This is a genomic window from Agrobacterium sp. K11 (genome assembly GCF_059429395.1).
Genome location: NZ_JCAHRB010000001.1, coordinates 145,368 through 165,630, shown reverse-complemented (window position 1 = coordinate 165,630; position 20,263 = coordinate 145,368). Strand labels below are relative to the sequence as shown.

Here is a 20,263-nt window from a genome sequence, read left to right as displayed (position 1 = left end):
CCCCAAACAGAAATCCCGGCGCGAAGGCCGGGATCCCGTTGTCCAGTTGGTAAATTACTTCAGTCCGTCGATAAGAGCCTTGATCGGCTCCTCGATTGCGGGGCGGATGTCAGCGCGTTCGAGCGCGAAAGCAACGTTGGCAAGAATGAAACCATCCTTGGCGCCGCAATCGAACGTCTGCCCGCGGAAATGATAGCCAGCGAATTCCTGGGACTTGGCAAGCGTCAACATGCCGTCCGTCAGCTGGATTTCGTTGCCGGCGCCCCGTTCCTGATTTTCCAGAATGTCGAAAATCTCAGGCTGAAGGATGTAGCGACCGTTGATGTAGAAATTCGAAGGTGCCGTACCCTTGGCAGGCTTCTCGACCATTTCAGTGATCTTGAAACCCTCGCCCACGGCGTTACCCACGCCGACGATGCCGTATTTATGCGTCTGATCGGGAGCGCATTCCTGCACCGCGATGACGTTGCCGGCGGTCTGGTCATAAAGTTCGACCATGCCCTTGAGGCAGCTTTTCTGTGAATGCATGATCATATCAGGCAGCAGCACGGCGAAAGGCTCGTCGCCGACGATATCACGCGCACACCAGACCGCATGGCCAAGACCAAGCGGCACCTGCTGACGCGTGAAGCTTGCCGTGCCCGCCTTGGGCAGAAGGCCGGCCAGCAATGTAAGCTCGGCATTCTTGTTGCGCTCGCGCAGCATTTGTTCGAGTTCAAATTGAATATCAAAATAATCTTCAATCACCGCCTTGCCACGGCCGGTGACAAATACAAAATGCTCGATTCCCGCTTCCGCCGCCTCGTCGACGACGTATTGAATGACCGGCTTGTCAACGACAGTGAGCATTTCTTTCGGAACCGCCTTGGTTGCGGGCAGGAAACGCGTACCCAGACCTGCGACCGGAAATACGGCCTTCCGAATTTTCTTATGTTCTACCACATATCCCTCCTGAGAGATAAAACTTGATCACAATCCCCGCACAGTGTTGTTATTTCAAAAATAACAACGTTTTGTAAAGGGTGACGCTACCATCTATTAATGGTAAAGAATTTGTTGACATTCTTTTGTTATGCATGACGACGCCCGATGCGTTTTCGCAATCGAAATGATATTCGAGAGAACGAAAGACTGACGATGACAAAGATGATCCTTTCAAATGTCCGCAAATTCGGCTGCATGATGGTTGCAGGTCTGGCGATCTCGCTGGCCCCCGTCTCGGCCCGGGCCGATGCTGGGTTCAAGCAGTGGATCAACCAGTTCTACGCAACAGCCGCGAAAGAAGGCATTAGCAAGGCGACCTACCAGAAAGCCTTTGCTGGTGTCAGCGAGCCGGATCCGGATGCGCTGCGCAAGGCGACCTTCCAGCCGGAATTCACCACCCAGATCTGGGATTATCTCGATTCCCGCGTCAACCCCTATACGGTGCGCATCGGCCGCGAGATGAAGATGAAGCACGCGACGACGCTCAACTGGATCGAGCGTAACTTCAACGTCGACAAACATATCATTCTCGCCATCTGGTCGATGGAATCGAATTACGGCGCGGTTCTCGAAAAGCCGGAGCGCCTGCACAATATTCCGCAGGCACTGGCCACGCTCGCCTATTCCGACCCCAAACGCGCCAAGTTCGCGCGCACGCAATTGATCGCCGCACTCAAAATCCTGCAGGCAGGCGATGTCACGCCCAAGCAGCTGACGGGTTCCTGGGCGGGGGCGATGGGCCATACCCAATTCATTCCGACCAGCTACCTGCTCTATGCTGTCGATGCGGACGGCAACGGTAAGCGCGACATCTGGCACTCGGTTCCGGACGCGCTGGCGACGGCCGCCAATCTACTCGCCAAGAACGGCTGGGAACCCGGCCGGACCTGGGGTTACGAAACAGCCGTGCCGCGTGGCGGCGCCCGTTATGAGGGGCAGACGAAGTCTATTGCGGAATGGACCAAGCTTGGCTTTGCCCGCCCGAACGGCAAGAATTTCACCCGCGGCTCCGATCGCGCCATGCTGAAACTGCAGGGTGGGGCAAATGGTCCAGGTTTCCTGATGATGAAAAACTTCTTCACCATCAAGAAATACAACGCATCCGACAGCTATGCGCTGGCCGTTGGCCTGCTTGCTGACGAGATCGCCGGTTATGGCGGCATGCAGCAGAAATGGCCGCGTCCGGACGGCACGCTGGATATTCGTGAAAAATTCGAACTCCAGACCCGCATGAAAGAACTTGGCTATTACGATGGCGAAGTCGATGGCAATTTCGGCTCCGGCTCGAAGGCGGCGATCAGCGCCATCCAGTCGCGCATGGGTCTGGAAACCGACGGTCAGCCGTCGCAGCGATTGCTGAGAGCACTGCGGAATTGATAATATGCCGGTGAATTCGGCGGCGGTCTTCAACGCCGCCGAAGTATCCGGAAGGATCGATGTCATGAGTAGGAAACCTGCGGCAAAAAGCACAAGTACGGGCTGGCGCATCTGCGCCACCATTCTTTGTGCTGTCTTGTGCACGCCGCTTGTCCCTTCGCAAACCTTCGCCCAGGAACAGCGACGCACCCTGTTCGAAATGCTGTTTGGCCGGCCCGTGGGCCGGGAGGACACGCCAGGCCGCGAATACCAGCCCCGCAGTCGCCGGGATTTCCCGGCTGCCCCGCGTGAAAAATCAGTCACCCGCCCGCAACCCGCAAGAAAAGCGCCTTCGGTGGTTCAGATGCGAACCATAAAACCGGAGCCGACCGCCAAGCTTGAAAATGCCAGGCGTGTTCTGGTCGTCGGTGATTTTCTGGCCGGTGGCATGGGGGAAGAATTGGTCAATGCCTTCGCCAGCTCTCCGGGAATTTCGGTCGATGTGCGCGCGAATGGTTCTTCGGGCCTCGTACGCACGGACTATTACGACTGGTTCGCCAATCTGCCGCAGTTCATAACCGAAACAAATCCCGCCACGATCGTCATCATGATGGGATCGAACGATCGCCAGCAGATGCAGATCGGCGATACCAGGGAAAAATTTGGCACCGATGTCTGGTTCAAGGAATATGAGCGGCGGATCGATGAACTTCTGACCCTTGCCGGCCGGCCGAAGGTGCCGCTACTGTGGGTTGGCCTGCCGGCCTTCCAGTCAACCTCACTCTCGGCCGATCTCGTCGGCTTCAACCGGCTTTATCGCAGCCATATCGAAAAATACGGCGGCGAATTCGTCGATGTCTGGGACGGCTTTGTCGACGAGGCCGGTAAATTTGTCATCACCGGCTACGACATGAACGGGCAGCAGGCCCGTCTGCGTGAGGCAGATGGCGTCGGCATGACGCAGGCCGGCAAACGCAAGCTTGCTTTTTACGTCGAGAAATTCGTGCGCAGGCACCTCGACAGCGCCGGACCGGACCTCGTGAAACTGGACGGCAGCAATTTGCCTGCACTCACCTCCCTGCCCGCGCTTGGCATCGACGCGGGACAGGTGCGCACCCAGCCGATCAGCCTGACCGATCCGAACCTCGATGGCGGTGACAAGCTGCTTGGCGATGTCCCTTCGACGGCCGTATCGACACGTGTCTCGGTGGTGGAATCGCCACGCGAACGGCTGACCAAGCGGGGCGAGATGGCCGATGCACCGGCGGGTCGTATCGATGACTACCGGATTGTCCCGGATACTGCTCAGGCCAGACAGTAGCCACTTCTCCGCCGTCGCTACGGCTCGAACCGGCGTAATGTTGAGGCAACCCGGCAATGGCAGGATAAATTCAGCTTTGCAGAAAATGCGGGGTCGGCCAATTGCCCTCCCCTGCCCGCGCCTTACTGCACGGTGATATTTATCCGATGCCCCCGCGCCCCTTCCTCTCCGGGAAGGCGTACGCCAGACACTGCCGAGAACAATTCATGCGCCTGCTGCTTGTTGAAGACGAACGCGAAATGGCAGCAGCCCTTTCCGCCGCCCTGCACCGGTTCGATATCATCGTGGACAATGTCGGCACGCTCGATCTTGCCCGGCATGCGATCATGGACGGTGTTCACGATCTTGTCGTGCTCGACCGGCAATTGCCCGATGGCGATGGCATCCAGCTTGTAGAAGATCTGCGTCTGCTGCCCGTCACACCGCCCGTCATCGTGCTGACCGCGCAAGGCACGCTTGCGGATCGGGTGAACGGCCTGAACCTTGGTGCGGACGATTATCTGGCCAAGCCCTTCGCTGTCGAGGAACTCCTTGCTCGCATCCGCGCCCTGATGCGCCGGCCGGCCGGCAGCGTGACGATGACGGCGAAACTGGGCAAGCTGGAATTTTGCTTCGAAACCCGTGAAGTCCGCATCAAGGGAGAGTTTATTGCCCTGACCAGACGCGAATTGCTGATCCTTGAGGCCCTGTTGCGTCGGCAGGGCAGAACGGTGCTGCGATCGGTACTGGAAGAGGCGGTTTATAATTTCGACGATGAAATCCAGTCGAATGCGCTTGATTCCCATATCTCCCGTCTGCGCCGCAAATTGCAGGCAGCGGATGCGGGTCTGGAGGTTCACGGTATTCGCGGCGTCGGTTATCTGCTGAGGGCGGCCTCATGAAATCGGCCGGAAGGAAATCGCTCAAGCGACGCCTGACCATTCAATTGCTGCTTTTCCAGATCGGCAGCCTTTTCATCGTCACTGCCGCCTTCGTCGCTTACCTGTCCAGCGGCGCCTCGGGCAGCGCCCTTCTCAGCCCGGCAGCGGCCCAGATTACAGCCAATGCCATCATGCGTGACAAGGATGGCCGGCTGATGCTTGACGAAACAAATGAATTTGTCGAGCTGCGCGACAGCATGCCCGGTTTCTGGTTCGTTGCGGTCAGCGAGAAAGGTGAGATCGTGCAGGGTGGGCCGGTGCCTGAGGCCTTTAGCAACATGGATCAACAGCTTAGCGACGTCAAAGTGTCGGACGTACGCGATGCGGCATTGTCCTACTCCTATCTTGCTGTCTTGCGAATCGCCGTCGTGCGTCGTGCATCGGGACCGGCGGGCGAATTCGTTATGGTCGGCAAGGGCGGAGCCTTCAGTATGGCATTCCCCGTCCTACTGTTCTCCAACATACTGATCATGCCGATCCTCCTTATCATGTCCATTGTGACAATCGTGACCATTCCATGGATCATCCGTCGGGAATTTTTCGCACTTTCCGCTATTGCGCGAACGGCGGAAAGCATCGACATCGACAAGCGCGGATATCGATTGCCGGATAGCGATATTCCATGGGAGGTGCAGCCGCTCGTGCATGCCGTCAACGGCGCGCTGAAACGGCTGGACGATGGTTACGAGCGGCACAAGCGCTTCATTCTCGACGCCGCCCATGAATTGCGGACCCCTGTCGCCATTCTCCAGACCCGTGTCGAAACGTTGCTGGACGGACCGGACCGGAGCCGGATACTAGCCGATGCCAGCCGTATCGCCGTGCTTGCCGAACAGTTGCTCGATCTGCAACGACTTGGCGGGCAAAAGGCGTCGCTTATTCCACTAGATCTTGTCGGCCTCTGCCGGTCTGTCGTCGCTGATATGGCGCCGCTTGCAATCTCTCAAGGCTACGAACTTTCGTTCGAGCCGGACGAAGAGCCGATCCTCGCCCTTGCCGATGACGCCTCGCTGCAACGCGCCCTGATGAACGTCGTGCAAAACGCCATCGAACATGGCGGTAATCGCGGAACGATCACCATAAAACTGGGCGCCAACCGCGTGATCGACATATCCGACGAAGGCAACGGAATTCCCGAAGAGGACCGGGAAGCCGTGTTTGACGCATTTCACCGGTTGATACCGAAGGATCGCGGTACCGGGCTCGGTCTCAACCTCGTGCAGGAAATTGTCCGCTACCATGGAGGCGAGATCAGCATCAGTGATTCCCCATCCGGCGGCGCCTCCTTCCGCATCAGCCTTCCCTATTGCTGAAACGAATCCTGTCTTCGGACACCACGTAATGTAATTGCAATTCTCAGGCACGATATGTTGCCGTCCCCCTGAATGCGACACCTCCATCGCGTTTCGGTTCTCCAGTCAAACGAAAGGCCTGTTGTGAAATACAACAGGCCCTTTTGTTTTCGTTACGACGGCTTGCGCCGCATCAACTCGCTCAGCGCGGAAGGACGGTTGCGCCCATCAGCTCTTCGTCGATAGCACGTGCCGCCTGACGGCCTTCGCGGATTGCCCAGACCACCAGCGACTGGCCACGGCGAACGTCGCCTGCCGCCCACAGCTTGTCGACCGAGGTCTTGTAGTCCGTTTCGTTGGCGATCACGTTGGTGGAGCCGCGACGATCGGTGTTGAGCGACAGCTTGCCATCCATTTCCTTCAGCACGCTATCGGTGAAAGGACCGGAAAAACCGATGGCGATGAAGGCAAGATCAGCCTTGATGATGAATTCCGTACCGGCAATGGGCTTGCGCCGGTCGTCCACCTGACAGCACTTCACACCCGTCAAAACGCCGTCTTCACCGACGAATTCAAGCGTGGCAACCTGGAACTCGCGAACGGCACCTTCTGCCTGCGAAGAAGAGGTGCGCATTTTCGTTGCCCAGAAGGGCCATACGGCGAGCTTGTCTTCCTTTTCCGGCGGCATCGGGCGGATATCGAGCTGTGTGACTTTAACCGCACCCTGACGGAAGGCCGTGCCGACGCAGTCAGACGCCGTATCGCCACCGCCGACGACGACGACATGCTTGCCGCCGGCGAGGATCGGATCGGCCGGCCAGCCGATGCTGTCGATGTTTTCGCGGCCAACGCGGCGGTTCTGCTGCACGAGATAGGGCATGGCGTCGTAAACGCCATTGAAATCGGCGCCACCGATGCCGGCCGGGCGCGGGGTTTCCGAACCGCCGCAATAAAGAACCGCATCGTGATCAGCCAGAAGCGCTTCGACCGTTACATCCACGCCGACGTTGACGCCGCAATGGAAGGTAACACCTTCACCCTTGATCTGCTCGACACGGCGGTCGATGAAGTTCTTCTCCATCTTGAAATCCGGAATACCGTAACGCAGCAAACCGCCGGGCTTCGATTCACGCTCGTAAACGTGGACCTCATGACCGGCGCGGCCAAGCTGCTGCGCTGCCGCCATGCCGGAAGGACCGGAACCGATGATGGCGACCTTCTTGCCGGTGTGGATCGTCGCCGGCTTCGGCACGATAAAGCCCAGCTCGTAGGCCTTGTCGGCAATCGCCTGCTCGACGGTCTTGATGGCGACCGGTGCATCCTCGAGGTTCAGCGTGCAGGCTTCCTCGCAGGGTGCCGGACAGACGCGGCCGGTGAATTCCGGGAAGTTGTTGGTGGAATGGAGGTTGCGGATCGCCTCTTCCCAATTGTTGTTATAAACCAGATCGTTCCAGTCGGGGATCTGGTTGTGCACGGGACAGCCCGTCGGGCCGTGACAGTAGGGAATGCCGCAATCCATGCAGCGCGCCGCCTGCTTCTGCACCTCGGCATCCGACATCGGAATTGTGAATTCGCGGAAATGGCGGATACGGTCCGATGCGGGCTGATACTTGCCCACCTGCCGGTCGATCTCAAGAAAACCTGTAACCTTGCCCACGTTTATGTCCTCACATCAAAGCGGAGCGCCTGTCGGGCCCCAGTACCAGTAAGCGAAACCGAAAGCCGCCCCCAATACGATGAATTCAAATCCGGTCTCGCCGCTTGTCCAATAGATCACCATGGGAACGGCGACCGCGATCATCAGCGAGACCAGTTGGTGTAGTATCCCCACGCGGCGGATTATTCCGCCGCGACGCCCATGCGCATGCGCTCCATTTCCTCAAGCGCACGACGGTATTCGACCGGCATGACCTTGCGGAATTTCGGACGGAACTCGCTCCAGCGGTCGAGTATATCCTTGGCGCGTGCAGAATTGGTGTAATGGAAGTGATTGGAAATCAGCTGGTAGAGCCGCTCCTCGTCGTGACGCGTCATGTCCTCGGAGACGTCAACGCGTCCCTTGTGCATGAGGTCGCCACCGTGATGGTGCAGCTTCTCGAGCATGTCGTCCTCTTCCGGAACCGGCTCCAGCTCGACCATGGCCATGTTGCAGCGGGTGGCGAAATCGCCCTTCTCGTCGAGAACGTAAGCCACGCCACCGGACATGCCGGCCGCGAAGTTACGGCCCGTCTCGCCGAGCACCACGACAATACCGCCCGTCATATATTCGCAACCGTGGTCGCCGACACCTTCGACAACCGCGACCGCGCCGGAGTTGCGCACTGCAAAGCGCTCACCCGCAACACCGCGGAAATAGCACTCGCCGGTGATGGCGCCGTAAAGAACGGTGTTGCCGACAATGATCGAGTTTTCCGCGACGATACGGGTGTTTTCCGGCGGGCGCACGATGATGCGGCCACCCGAAAGACCCTTGCCGACATAGTCGTTGCCGTCACCCACCAGATCGAAGGTGATGCCGCGAGCGAGAAACGCGCCGAAGGACTGACCGGCCGTGCCGCGCAGCGTCACGTGGATCGTATCGTCCTTCAGACCCTTATGGCCCCAGCGCTTGGCAAGCGCGCCTGACAGCATGGCACCGGCGGAACGGTCGACGTTCTTGATCGGCACTTCGAAAACGACAGGCTCGCGGTTTTCCAGCGACGGTAGCGACTTCTCGATCAGCTTGCGATCGAGAATATCGTCGATCGGGTGCTTCTGACGCTCGGTCCAGAAGGTTGCCTCCTTGGGAGCCTCTACCTTGTGGAAGATGCGGCTGAAATCCAGACCCTTGGCCTTCCAGTGCGCCAGCATCTCATCCTTTTCGAGAAGTTCGGAAGCGCCGATGATCTCGTCCAGCTTGGTAACGCCAAGCGAGGCGAGGATTTCGCGCACTTCTTCAGCCACGAAGAAGAAGTAGTTGATGACGTGTTCCGGCGTGCCCTTGAAGCGCTTGCGCAGAACCGGGTCCTGCGTTGCGACGCCGACGGGGCAGGTGTTCAGATGGCACTTGCGCATCATGATGCAGCCCGCAGCAATCAGCGGCGCGGTGGCAAAGCCGAATTCATCCGCACCAAGCAGCGCGCCGATGATGACGTCGCGGCCGGTCTTCAGACCACCATCCACCTGCAGCGCGATGCGCGAACGAAGGCCGTTCAGCACCAGCGTCTGCTGGGTTTCGGCAAGGCCGATTTCCCAGGGCGAACCGGCATGCTTCAGCGACGTCAGCGGCGAAGCACCGGTGCCGCCATCGAAACCGGCGATGGTGATATGGTCGGCGCGCGCCTTGGCGACACCCGCCGCAACCGTGCCCACGCCCACTTCCGACACCAGCTTCACAGAAACATCTGCTTCCGGGTTGACGTTCTTCAGGTCGTAGATCAGCTGCGCCAGATCTTCGATGGAGTAGATATCGTGGTGTGGCGGCGGCGAAATGAGGCCGACGCCCGGCGTGGAGTGACGGGTCTTTGCAACCGTCGCATCCACCTTGTGGCCGGGCAGCTGGCCGCCTTCGCCGGGCTTGGCACCCTGCGCGACCTTGATCTGCAACATGTCGGCATTGACGAGATATTCCGTCGTCACACCAAAGCGGCCGGATGCGATCTGCTTGATGGCGGAACGCTCGGGGTTCGGCTTGCCGTTCAGAAGCGGCATGTAACGGTCGGATTCTTCGCCGCCTTCGCCGGTGTTGGACTTGCCACCGATGCGGTTCATCGCAATCGCAAGCGTCGTATGCGCCTCGCGGCTGATCGAGCCGAAGGACATAGCGCCCGTCGAGAAGCGCTTGACGATATCGACCGCCGGTTCGACGTCATCGATGGAAACCGGCTTGCGGCCGAGCGCTTCCGCCGATTTGACCTTGAACAGGCCGCGAATGGTGTTCATGCGCAGCGCCGTCTCATTCACCATGTCGGCAAATTCACGGTAGCGTTCCTGGCTGTTGCCGCGCACGGCGTGTTGCAGCGAGGCGACGGCATCCGGCGTCCAGGCGTGGCTTTCGCCGCGCATGCGATAGGCATATTCGCCGCCGATATCGAGCGTGTTGGCAAGGATCGGATCCTTGCCGAAAGCCGCCGTGTGACGCGTTACGGTTTCTTCGGCGATCTCGGTCAGACCCACGCCCTCGATGGAGGTGGCGGTGCCGAAGAAATACTTCTCGACGAATTCCGACGACAGGCCGATGGCGTCGAAAATCTGCGCGCCGCAATAGGACTGGTAGGTGGAAATGCCCATCTTGGACATGACCTTGAGGATGCCCTTACCCACCGCCTTGATGTAGCGATAGACGACTTCGTCGTCCGACACTTCCTTCGGGAAGGCGCCGTGCTTGTGCATGTCGAGCAGCGTGTCGAAGGCGAGGTAGGGGTTGATGGCCTCCGCGCCATAGCCAGCGAGCAGACAGAAATGATGGATTTCGCGCGGTTCGCCGGTTTCAACGACGAGGCCGACAGAGGTGCGCAGACCCTTGCGGATCAGGTGGTGATGCACGGCAGCGGTCGCCAGCAGCGCGGGGATTGCAATCCGGTCCGGGCCGAGCTGGCGGTCGGACAGAACGATGATGTTGTAACCACCACGAACAGCGGATTCAGCCCTCTCGCACAGGCGGTCGAGCATGTCAGGCATGCCTTCGGCGCCGCGCTCCACATCATAGGTAAAGTCGAGCGTCTTGGTATCGAAACGGTCTTCGGTGTGGCCGATGGAGCGGATCTTTTCCAGATCACCATTGGTGAGGATCGGCTGGCGCACTTCCAGACGCTTGGCACGGGCCGCGCCCTCGTGATCGAGAAGGTTCGGGCGTGGGCCAATGAACGAAACGAGGCTCATCACCAGTTCTTCGCGGATCGGATCGATCGGCGGGTTGGTGACCTGCGCGAAGTTCTGCTTGAAATAGGTGTAAAGCAGCTTGGACTTGTCCGACATCGCCGAAATCGGCGTATCGGTACCCATCGAGCCGATGGCTTCCTGGCCCGTTGTTGCCATCGGCGACATCAGGAGCTTGGTATCTTCGCTGGTGTAACCGAAGGCCTGCTGGCGATCGAGCAACGACACGTCACGCCGCAGCGCCCGTGGCTCCACCGGCTTCAGATCCTCAAGAATGAGCTGGGTGCGGTCTAGCCAGGTGCGATAGGGGTGCTTGGCAGCAAGCTCGTGCTTCACGTCCTCGTCGGAAATGATCGAGCCCTTTTCCATGTCGATCAGCAGCATCTTGCCGGGCTGCAAACGCCACTTCTTGATGATGCGTTCTTCCGGAACCGGCAGCGTGCCGGCTTCCGACGCCATGATGACGCGGTCGTCGTCGGTGACGAGATAGCGCGCCGGGCGCAAACCGTTACGGTCGAGGGTTGCGCCGATCTGCTTGCCATCGGTGAAGGCAACGGCGGCCGGGCCGTCCCACGGCTCCATAAGCGCGGCATGATATTCGTAGAAAGCCTTGCGTTCAGCCGACATGGACAGATTGCCCGACCAGGCTTCCGGGATCAGCATCATCACGGCATGGGCCATGGAGTAACCGCCGCGCACGAGGAATTCGAGCGCGTTGTCGAAGCAGGCGGTGTCCGACTGGCCTTCATAGGAAATCGGCCAGAGCTTGGAGATATCGTCACCGAACAGCGCCGACGAAACAGACGCCTGACGCGCCGCCATCCAGTTGACGTTGCCGCGCAGCGTGTTGATCTCGCCGTTATGGGCGACCATGCGATAGGGATGCGCGAGCTTCCAGGACGGGAAGGTGTTGGTGGAGAAACGCTGGTGCACCAGCGCAACCGCGGATTCGAAACGCGGGTCCGCCAGATCCTTGTAATAGGCCCCAACCTGATAGGCGAGGAACATGCCCTTGTAGACTATGGTTGAGGAGGACAGCGAGACCGGATAGAAATCCTGCGTTTCCTTCCCGCCGCCCTCGTCGTAGATGCGGTTGGAGAGAACCTTGCGGATCAGGAACAGCTTGCGCTCGAAGTCATGATTGGTCGCCGCATCGCGGCCGGCGCCGATGAAAACCTGAACATGGTGCGGTTCGGTGCCAGCGATATCGGGTGCCTTGGAAAGGGAAGAATTGTCGACTGGCACGTCGCGGAAGCCGAGGAACTGCTGTCCCTCCTCGCCGATCACGTCGACAATGACCTTCTTGTAGTGATCGATACGGGACGGATCGCGCGGCATGAAGATGTGGCCAACGGCATATTCGCCAGCTTTCGGCAGCGTCACACCCTGGCTCGCCATTTCCTCGCGGAAAAAGCGGTCGGGGATCTGCACGAGAATGCCCGCACCATCGCCCATCAGCGGATCAGCGCCGACAGCACCGCGATGCGTCAGGTTTTCGAGAATGAACAGGCCGTCCTTGACGATCTGGTGCGACTTCTGACCCTTCATATGGGCAACAAAGCCGACGCCGCAGGCATCGTGCTCATTGCGCGGATCGTAAAGACCCTGCTTTTCCGGCAGGCCGCCCGCGAAACGCCCCTTCGCAGAAACGGGTGCGGCCGCAGCCGCGGTGGGACAGTCTGTGGTCAGGGTTGCGGCGACGTTGTCTGCCTGCAGCTTGTTTGTCATTTTCGTCCCTCCTGCAAAATTACTTGCATGGTTTCATGCGAAGATCCGGCTCGACACGAATTTCGCTTTCCGAAAAATCCGCATTCAATCCGGCTCGACCAAATTTAGGACAGCAAAGCTGTCTCAATTCGAGAGAATTTTGGCAGAAACCCGCGGGTTTAGCAAGGGTGCGAATCCAATTAGTCGCAGTGCAGATTTGCAGCGAAGTTTCGATACTGACCCATTGCGCGAAACTTTCTTGTCACAAAACGCTTCGGGCCGTTGCTTTCATTGCCGGATTTGCCAACCGCGAGGTTAGGTCCTAGAACTTTGCGGTTCATCGTCAACGCATTCCCAACACCAGCACAACAGCCATCGGAAAGCTTTCAGAGATGTTTTTTGCCTCAGACAATTGGGCCGGTGCCCACCCTGCCATCAACGAGCGCCTTTCGCGGGAATCCACCCGATTTGCGGCTGCCTATGGCACCAGCGCCCTCGACCTTTCTATAGAAAAGCGCTTCAATGAAATATTCGAACGCGAAGTGGCGGTGTTTTTCGTCGCTACAGGTACGGCGGCCAATTCTCTTTCGCTGGCAAGCATTGCCCGCCCCGGCGGCCTGACCTTCTGTCATTCCGAAGCCCATGTGATCGAGGATGAATGTGGAGCGCCGGATTTCTTCTCCGGCATGCGCATGGTTGCCGTCGAGGGACCGAACGGCAAGATGCTGCCGGAAAATCTGATCGAGCGCATTTCGCGCTATCCGCAGGACGCCGTTCATCACGGACGTGCCGCAGCGGTTACGATGACACAGGCAACCGAGGCCGGTACTGTCTATACGCTCGATGAAATCGACGCGATTGCCAAAATCGCCAAGGAGAACGGCCTGCCGCTGCATATGGACGGCGCACGCTTTGCCAATGCGCTTGCCGCACTCGGCACCACGCCCGCCGAAATGACCTGGAAACGCGGCGTTGATGTGCTCTCTTTCGGTGGCACGAAAAACGGCTGCTGGTGCGCGGAAGCGATCGTGTTTTTCGACCCCGCGCTCGCCAAAGACTTCGCCTTCCTGCGCAAGCGCACCGCCCAGCTTTTTTCGAAGTCGCGCTTCATCGCCGCACAATTCGAAGCCTATCTGCAGGACGATCTCTGGTTGGGTCTCGCAAGCCACGCCAATGCCATGGCTAATCGGCTGCGCGCCGGCTTCGCCTCGCTTAACAGTGCCCGTCTGGCATGGCCGACCACTGCAAACGAGGTTTTCGCCATTCTGCCGAAGGCCGCCGCTGAAGCGGCAACGGAGAAAGGCGCGAAGTTCTACGACTGGCTGGTGCCCCGCGATATGCCGGAAAAGGTTGGAAAGGACGAGGTGCTGATCCGCATGGTCACCAGCTTCGCAACGACCGAGACTGATGTCGACGAATTCCTGTCGATCTGCGCCGCTGTCTGACAAAACATTCGGGGGCGCCGTGTCGTAACGGCGCCCTCAAACCTCCTGCAGCCGGTAGCCGACACCAGTTTCCGTAAGGATATAGCGCGGCTGATCCGGAATTTTTTCGATCTTCTGGCGAAGCTGGCGTACATAAACGCGCAAATATTGCACGTCGGTCAACTCGTCCCACACATGCTCCAGCAGGAAACGGTGCGTCAGCACCTTGCCCGCATGCTGGACCAGAACCCGCAGAATATCATATTCCTTGGGCGAGAGTTTCACCTCCCGGTCCTCCACCTTGACGATGCGTCTGACGAGATCGACCGAAAGATCGCCGGTATGAAACACCGGTCTCTCACCCTGGCTCTGAAGGCGATGGCGCAGGGCGACACGAATGCGGGCAACAAGCTCGTTCATGCCGAAAGGCTTGGTGATGTAATCGTCGGCACCCAGCTCCAGTGCCTTGACGATACCCGCCTCGTCAGTGCGGCTGGAAAGAATGATGACGGGTAGGGAAAGCCCCTCGCCCCGCCATTTCTCCAGAAGCTCGTGTCCCGACATATCCGGAAGACCGAGATCAAGGACCACGAGATCGGGCTTGTCCTCGTTCATCAACTCCATCGCGACGCGGGCATTCATCGCCTCGCTGACCGCATAGTCCTGCGTCGAGAGACCGACCCGCAAAAGTTTGCGGATCGGCGGTTCATCGTCGACGATCAGAATGCGAACGGCGGAATTGGTCATTGCCGATCTCCTTCAGCCCTAGTCATGATTAAGCACCGGCACTTCGGCGGGAACGGGCAGGCTTATGATAAATTGCGCGCCCGTGCGACCTGATCTGTTTTCAGCGCGAATAGATCCACCCATGGCCTCGATAAACCCCTTGCAGATGGATAACCCGAGGCCGGTCCCGGCCTGCACATGGTCCGCCTTGCGCACACGGTAGAAACTGTCGAACACCCGCTCGGTATCATCAGGGGGAATACCCGGCCCCTCGTCGGCAACGCACAGGAAGACATGTCTGCCCTGCCGCCACCCGCGAATCTGGATTACGGTTTGTTCGGGCGCGTATTTGGCGGCATTGTCGATCAGATTGAACAGAACCTGCTCAAAAAGCACCGGATCGACCTTCAGCATCGGCAGATCGGAGGGAATGTCCAGAACGATCTCGTGCCTGACAACGATTTTCGCCGCGCGTGAAAGCGCTGTTCCGACCATATCGCCAACAAAATGCAATCCGTAATTCGGCTCCATCGCGCCCGAACCGATCCTCGTCATATCGAGCAGGTTGGAAATGAAGCGGTTCAGCCGTTCGGATTCCTCGACGATGGTTAGAAGCAGTTCGGTGCGCGCCTCGAGCGGAATGTCGTCGGCGAAATCCTTCAGCGTTCCGGCGGAACCCAGAATGGCGGCGAGCGGCGTTTTCAGGTCGTGGGAGATGGAGGTCAAAAGCGCGGTGCGCAGCCGGTCGGTTTCCGCCGCAAGCCTTGCCCGATCGACATCCGAAACCAGCTGGATGCGCTCGATGGCAAGTGCCGCCTGATCCGCCAGCGCATCGAAAAGCCGCTGCTGCTCAGGTGTGAAAAGCGGGCCAAGCCGGTCGTCGTCCAGCCCCACCACCCCGACGGCGCCGCTGCCGGTGCGCAGCGGCAGATAAAGGCGTTTGGCACCCGGGAGCGTATCGGCACCCCGGCCTGCAGCCTTGTTGTGTTCCCAGGCCCAGTGTGCGGCCGCAATGTCAGCATCCACGAGCGTGTCATCGGGCGGATAGCCCGCCTTGACGGTGATCGAATTGTTTTCGGGCAGAAGCAGGACGACCCTGACTTTCAGCATCGACGCCATCTGGAACGCGGTTGCCCACAATACGTCATCCAGCGTGCCGGTAACCGCGAGTTTTTTGGAAAAAAGGTACAAATCTTCCGTGGTTCGCGCACGCATCCGTGCAGCTGCGGCCTGCCGCTGCACCGCCGCAGTCAGATTTGAGGCGACAAGCGCCACACCGAGATAGAACAGCAGCGCCACGACGCTTTCGGGATCGCGGACAGTCAGGGTATAACGCGGTTCAAGAAAGAAAAAATTGAACGCAAAGGCACCAAGCAGGGAAGCATATAGGCCAGGCCCCAGCCCTCCGCGCACGGCTGCCGCGAAAACCGCCATCAGGAACACCAGCGCCAGATTTTGAACATCAAGGGCTTGGTCAAGCACGATGCCGGCCACTATTGCCAGTCCGACAAACAGGGTGCTGTTGAGATAGGGCAGTATCGAAAACCGCGATTGAGCCGTTGCCGGTTTCACGGTCTGGACCGGCTTCTCCACGTTTTTGTCGCCGGAAATGACATGCACGCTGATATCGCCGGCATGGTCTATCAGATCATGCGTCAGCGAACGCTGCAGAATTCTCTGCCACCACGACCTTCTGGGACGGCCGATGATGATGTGGGTAAAGTTATTGGCGTTGGCATAAGATATGATTTCGTGCGTCAGGTCGAGCGCCGGCAGGGTTACTGTCTCGCCGCCCAACTGCTGCGCGAGCCGCATGGTGCCGGCCAGCCGATCCTTCTCCGCCTCCGACAATTGCTGAGAGCGAGGCGTGTCCAGATGCAGTGCCGTCCACGGCGCGCGCAGGCGATCGGCCTGCCTTCGGGCATAACGCACCAGACCGGGGCCGTTGCCGCCGTGGTCCAGACAGACTAGAACACGGTCTCCCGCAGCCCACGGCCCGGAGATGGCGTGCGACTGCATGTGGTTGAGCAATTGCTCGTCCACCCGCTGCGCTGTGCGCCGTAGCGCAAGCTCGCGCAGGGCCGTCAGATTGCCGCGCGAAAAATAGTTCTCGATGGCGCGCCGCGCGGTGCGGGGCATATAGACCTTGCCGTCCTGCAGGCGCTTGATCAGATCGTCGGGGGTGATATCGATGATCTCAACATCGTCAGCCCGGTCAATGATGCTGTCCGGCACCGTTTCGCGCACGCGGATACGGGTGATCTGCGCCACCACATCGTTCAGGCTTTCCACATGCTGAATGTTCAATGTCGTATAGACATCGATGCCCTGCGCGAGAATTTCCTGAACATCCATATAGCGCTTGGGATGCCGGCTGCCGGCCGCATTGGTGTGGGCCAGCTCATCGACCAGAACCAGCGCCGGTCGACGGGCAAGAATGGCGTCGAGATCCATCTCGTTCAGCGCCTGGCCGCGATAATCAATGTTCCGGCGCGCAATGATCTCGAAACCCTGCACAAGTGTTTCGGTTTCCTTGCGGCCATGCGTTTCCACGACACCGATAATGGTATCGACACCATCTGCGAGTTTTGCCCGGCCAGACATCAGCATTTCATAGGTCTTGCCGACACCGGGAGCTGCGCCCAGAAAAATCTTCAGCCGCCCTCGCGCCTCGCGCCGGGCGTTTTCAAGCAGCGCATCCGGCGATGGTCTGCTCGGCATATCACGATTATCGTCAGGCATTTAACCCACCAGTGGACAAGCTATGGCTTCCAAAGAAGCCATAGCCATTTCAGTTCATGAGCCGGCTGCGTCAAGAGCCATGTTGAGAGCCAGCACATTTACAACGGGCTCGCCCATGAAGCCCAATTCAGGCGCCTCCACATGGGCGTCGACGACGGCGCGCAGTGACGCTTCGTTCATGCCCCTTGCCTTGGCGACACGCGAGACCTGAAAATAGGCGGCCTCAGGCGACACATGCGGGTCAAGACCGCTGCCCGATGCCGTCACCAGATCAATGGGAACCTCGGCTGCCGGATTTTCGGCTTTAGCAGCCTCGTAGTCCTGCTTCACCCGGTCGATAAGCTTTGCGCTCGTCGGTCCCAGGTTGGAGCCGGAAGACGACGCGGCATTGTAGCCGTCGCCGGCAGCCGACGGCCTGCCGTGGAAATATTTCTCGCCGGTGAAGGCCTGCCCTATCAATTGCGACCCGACAACAGTCCCATTCTTCTCGATCAGACTGCCATTTGCCTGGAAGGGAAAGATAGCCTGTGCGAGGCCCGTCATTCCAAGAGGATAGGCAAGGCCGGTGATTGCGGTGGTGGCAAGGATCAGCACCAGTGCGGGACGTAGCTGTTTCAACATTTCCATACTCCTCAGGCGAGACCAAGCGCCGTAATGGCGAGGTCAATGGCCTTGATGCCGATGAAGGGCACGATGATGCCGCCCAGACCATAGATGACGAGATTGCGCGACAGCAGCGCCCCGGCCCCGATCGGGCGGTATTTGACGCCCTTCAGCGAGAGCGGGATGAGCGCGATGATGATGAGCGCGTTGAAGATGATGGCAGACAGGATCGCACTTTGCGGTGTCGAAAGACCCATGACATTCAGCACGCCAAGCTGCGGATAGAAGGCCAGGAACATTGCCGGGATGATGGCGAAATATTTGGCGATGTCGTTGGCGATGGAGAATGTGGTGAGCGCGCCGCGCGTCATCAGCAATTGCTTGCCGATTTCGACGATTTCGATGAGCTTCGTCGGATCGCTGTCGAGATCGACCATGTTGCCAGCCTCGCGCGCTGCGACCGTGCCGGTGTTCATGGCGACACCCACATCGGCCTGCGCCAGTGCGGGCGCATCGTTCGTGCCGTCACCGCACATGGCGACGAGCTTGCCCTTGGCCTGTTCCTCGCGGATAAGCTCCAGCTTGTTTTCCGGGGTCGCCTGGGCGAGGAAATCGTCCACCCCTGCTTCCGCCGCGATGGCAGCGGCCGTCATGGGATTGTCGCCGGTGATCATCACCGTGCGGATGCCCATGCGGCGAAGTTCGGCGAAACGCTCGCGAATGCCGCCCTTGACGATATCCTTCAGCTGCACGACGCCGAGCAGCTTACCGTCGCGCACGACGGCAAGCGGTGTGCCGCCTGTCTTGGCTATCTCTTCCGCGATCGTGCGGATGTCGCGCGTTACATCCGTTTCGGTTTTAACGGCAAGCGCCGTATTGCCTTGCTGCGTAACACCCCCATCGACATAGGAAAGAACGGCATCGACAGCCCCCTTGCGAATGGAAGAGCCTTCGAAATCCACACCGCTCATGCGGGTCTGGGCGGTGAAGGGCACGAAAGTGGCGTGCAGTTTCTGCATGTCGCGGGCACGGATGCCGTATTTTTCCTTGGCGAGAACGACGATGGAACGGCCTTCCGGCGTTTCGTCGGCAAGCGATGCAAGCTGCGCCGCATCGGCCAGTTCCTGTTCGGAAACACCGGTGACGGGGCGGAATTCGGTTGCCTGGCGGTTGCCGAGCGTTATCGTGCCGGTCTTGTCGAGCAGCAGCGTGTCGACGTCGCCGGCGGCTTCCACCGCGCGGCCGGACATGGCAAGCACGTTGAAACGCACCAGCCTGTCCATGCCGGCAATGCCGATCGCCGACAAGAGAGCGCCGATGGTCGTCGGGATGAGCGTCACGAACAGCGCCACCAGCACGATGATCGGGATGGAGCCACCGGCATAGGCCGCAAAGCTCGGAATGGTCGCGGTGGCCAGAACGAAGATGAGCGTCATGCCCGCAAGCAGAATGTTGAGCGCGATTTCGTTCGGCGTCTTCTGGCGCTCGGCGCCTTCAACGAGCGAAATCATCCGGTCGAGGAAGGTGGAGCCGGCAGCAGCGGTGATGCGAACCCTTATCCAGTCCGACAGCACCTGCGTACCACCGGTGACGGCCGAGCGATCGCCGCCGGATTCGCGGATAACAGGGGCGGATTCGCCCGTTATTGCCGCTTCATTGACTGAGGCAACACCTTCGATGACTTCACCGTCGGACGGAATGATGTCGCCAGCCTCGACGAGAACGACATCGTTCACCTTGAGGCCAGCGCCAGCTACCATCGTGTATTGGCTACGATCATCACCTGTCAGAAGTTTCGCCTGGGTTTCCGTGCGGGTTTTCCGCAGCGAATCCGCCTGCGCCTTGCCGCGCCCTTCGGCTACGGCCTCGGCAAAATTGGCGAAGAGAACGGTGAACCAAAGCCACAGATTGATCTGGAAGGAAAAGCCGAGATTTGCATTGCCGATGATGAGATCGCGAACGAACAGCACGGTTGTCAGCACCGATACCGTTGCCACGACGAACATGACCGGATTGCGCGCAAGCGTGCGCGGATTGAGCTTTTTGAATGCGTCGGCAATTGCCGGAACGAGAATGCGAGAATCAAGGATGCTCGCTTGTTTGGACTGGCTCATGAAGAGACTCCAGCGTTTGAAACAGGGCGACCGATGAGGGTCGATCAGCCCGTGAGAACTTCGAGAGCGCAGACGGCGGCGAACAGAGCCGCCATCATTGCAAGAATGAGATTGGATGCGCACCAGCCGCCCGGGCCGGCGCTCCCGTGAACAGGAGCGCCAGTGCGGACAGGAAGGGTGCGGTTACGTCGGGGAGTATCCTTCGTCATGGCACCAC

General features: G+C 59.3%; 14 protein-coding genes. 5 read left to right on the top strand and 9 right to left on the bottom strand.

Translation table 11 applies throughout. The features are described 5' to 3' along the window. Positions 1–54: 54 nt before the first annotated feature. Entirely contained in the window at positions 55–942 is an 888-nt protein-coding gene (galU, locus tag AC5SEO_RS00710) for a UTP--glucose-1-phosphate uridylyltransferase GalU (RefSeq protein ID WP_003511458.1), read from the bottom strand. A gap of 195 nt (positions 943–1,137) precedes the next feature. On the opposite strand from galU, the gene AC5SEO_RS00705 reads away from it, so the two are divergent. From AC5SEO_RS00705 to AC5SEO_RS00690, 4 genes are all read left to right on the top strand, one after another. Then, positions 1,138–2,361, top strand: coding sequence for a lytic murein transglycosylase (locus AC5SEO_RS00705; RefSeq protein WP_003511460.1), 1,224 nt, complete (start codon positions 1,138–1,140; stop codon positions 2,359–2,361). Between the two features lie 64 nt (positions 2,362–2,425). After that, a complete protein-coding gene (locus AC5SEO_RS00700) occupies positions 2,426–3,661 on the top strand; it encodes an SGNH/GDSL hydrolase family protein (protein WP_013761862.1) in 1,236 nt (411 codons plus the stop codon). 206 nt (positions 3,662–3,867) lie between these two features. Further along, positions 3,868–4,542 (top strand): response regulator transcription factor, encoded by a 675-nt coding sequence (locus AC5SEO_RS00695; RefSeq protein ID WP_041694647.1) that lies wholly within the window; start codon positions 3,868–3,870, stop codon positions 4,540–4,542. Further along, entirely contained in the window at positions 4,539–5,894 is a 1,356-nt protein-coding gene (locus AC5SEO_RS00690; RefSeq protein ID WP_174068917.1) for a sensor histidine kinase, read from the top strand. The genes AC5SEO_RS00695 and AC5SEO_RS00690 overlap by 4 nt, the downstream gene beginning before the upstream one ends. Before the next feature lie 181 nt (positions 5,895–6,075). On the opposite strand, the gene AC5SEO_RS00685 is transcribed toward AC5SEO_RS00690, so the two are convergent. From AC5SEO_RS00685 to gltB, 3 genes are read right to left on the bottom strand one after another with little or no spacing between them, the layout of a single operon-like run. After that, complete coding sequence (locus tag AC5SEO_RS00685) at positions 6,076–7,530, bottom strand: glutamate synthase subunit beta (protein WP_003511464.1); 1,455 nt, start codon at positions 7,528–7,530, stop codon at positions 6,076–6,078. A 15-nt stretch (positions 7,531–7,545) separates the two neighbouring features. After that, positions 7,546–7,704 (bottom strand): hypothetical protein, encoded by a 159-nt coding sequence (locus tag AC5SEO_RS00680; protein WP_013761865.1) that lies wholly within the window; start codon positions 7,702–7,704, stop codon positions 7,546–7,548. A gap of 8 nt (positions 7,705–7,712) precedes the next feature. Next, positions 7,713–12,458 (bottom strand): glutamate synthase large subunit, encoded by a 4,746-nt coding sequence (gltB, locus tag AC5SEO_RS00675; protein WP_003511466.1) that lies wholly within the window; start codon positions 12,456–12,458, stop codon positions 7,713–7,715. Between the two features lie 371 nt (positions 12,459–12,829). Between gltB and AC5SEO_RS00670 the strand changes: the two genes are divergently transcribed. Then, positions 12,830–13,882 (top strand): threonine aldolase family protein, encoded by a 1,053-nt coding sequence (locus tag AC5SEO_RS00670; RefSeq protein WP_003511467.1) that lies wholly within the window; start codon positions 12,830–12,832, stop codon positions 13,880–13,882. 36 nt (positions 13,883–13,918) lie between these two features. Here the strand turns inward: AC5SEO_RS00670 and AC5SEO_RS00665 are convergent, their stop codons facing one another. Genes AC5SEO_RS00665 through AC5SEO_RS00645 form a run of 5 tightly spaced genes read right to left on the bottom strand, consistent with a single transcriptional unit; the run spans position 13,919 to position 20,255 of the window. After that, positions 13,919–14,608 carry a response regulator transcription factor gene (locus AC5SEO_RS00665; RefSeq protein ID WP_003511468.1) on the bottom strand — a complete coding sequence of 230 codons (690 nt, stop codon included), beginning with the start codon at positions 14,606–14,608 and terminating at the stop codon, positions 13,919–13,921. A gap of 18 nt (positions 14,609–14,626) precedes the next feature. Further along, a complete protein-coding gene (locus AC5SEO_RS00660) occupies positions 14,627–17,329 on the bottom strand; it encodes a DUF4118 domain-containing protein (RefSeq protein ID WP_112291821.1) in 2,703 nt (900 codons plus the stop codon). Between the two features lie 54 nt (positions 17,330–17,383). After that, on the bottom strand, positions 17,384–17,950 hold the full coding sequence (gene kdpC / locus AC5SEO_RS00655) for a potassium-transporting ATPase subunit KdpC (protein ID WP_112292097.1): 567 nt from the start codon (positions 17,948–17,950) through the stop codon (positions 17,384–17,386). A gap of 11 nt (positions 17,951–17,961) precedes the next feature. Then, complete coding sequence (gene kdpB, locus AC5SEO_RS00650; protein WP_035199695.1) at positions 17,962–20,046, bottom strand: potassium-transporting ATPase subunit KdpB; 2,085 nt, start codon at positions 20,044–20,046, stop codon at positions 17,962–17,964. A gap of 44 nt (positions 20,047–20,090) precedes the next feature. After that, positions 20,091–20,255 carry a hypothetical protein gene (locus AC5SEO_RS00645; protein WP_162995269.1) on the bottom strand — a complete coding sequence of 55 codons (165 nt, stop codon included), beginning with the start codon at positions 20,253–20,255 and terminating at the stop codon, positions 20,091–20,093. Positions 20,256–20,263 lie beyond the last annotated feature (8 nt).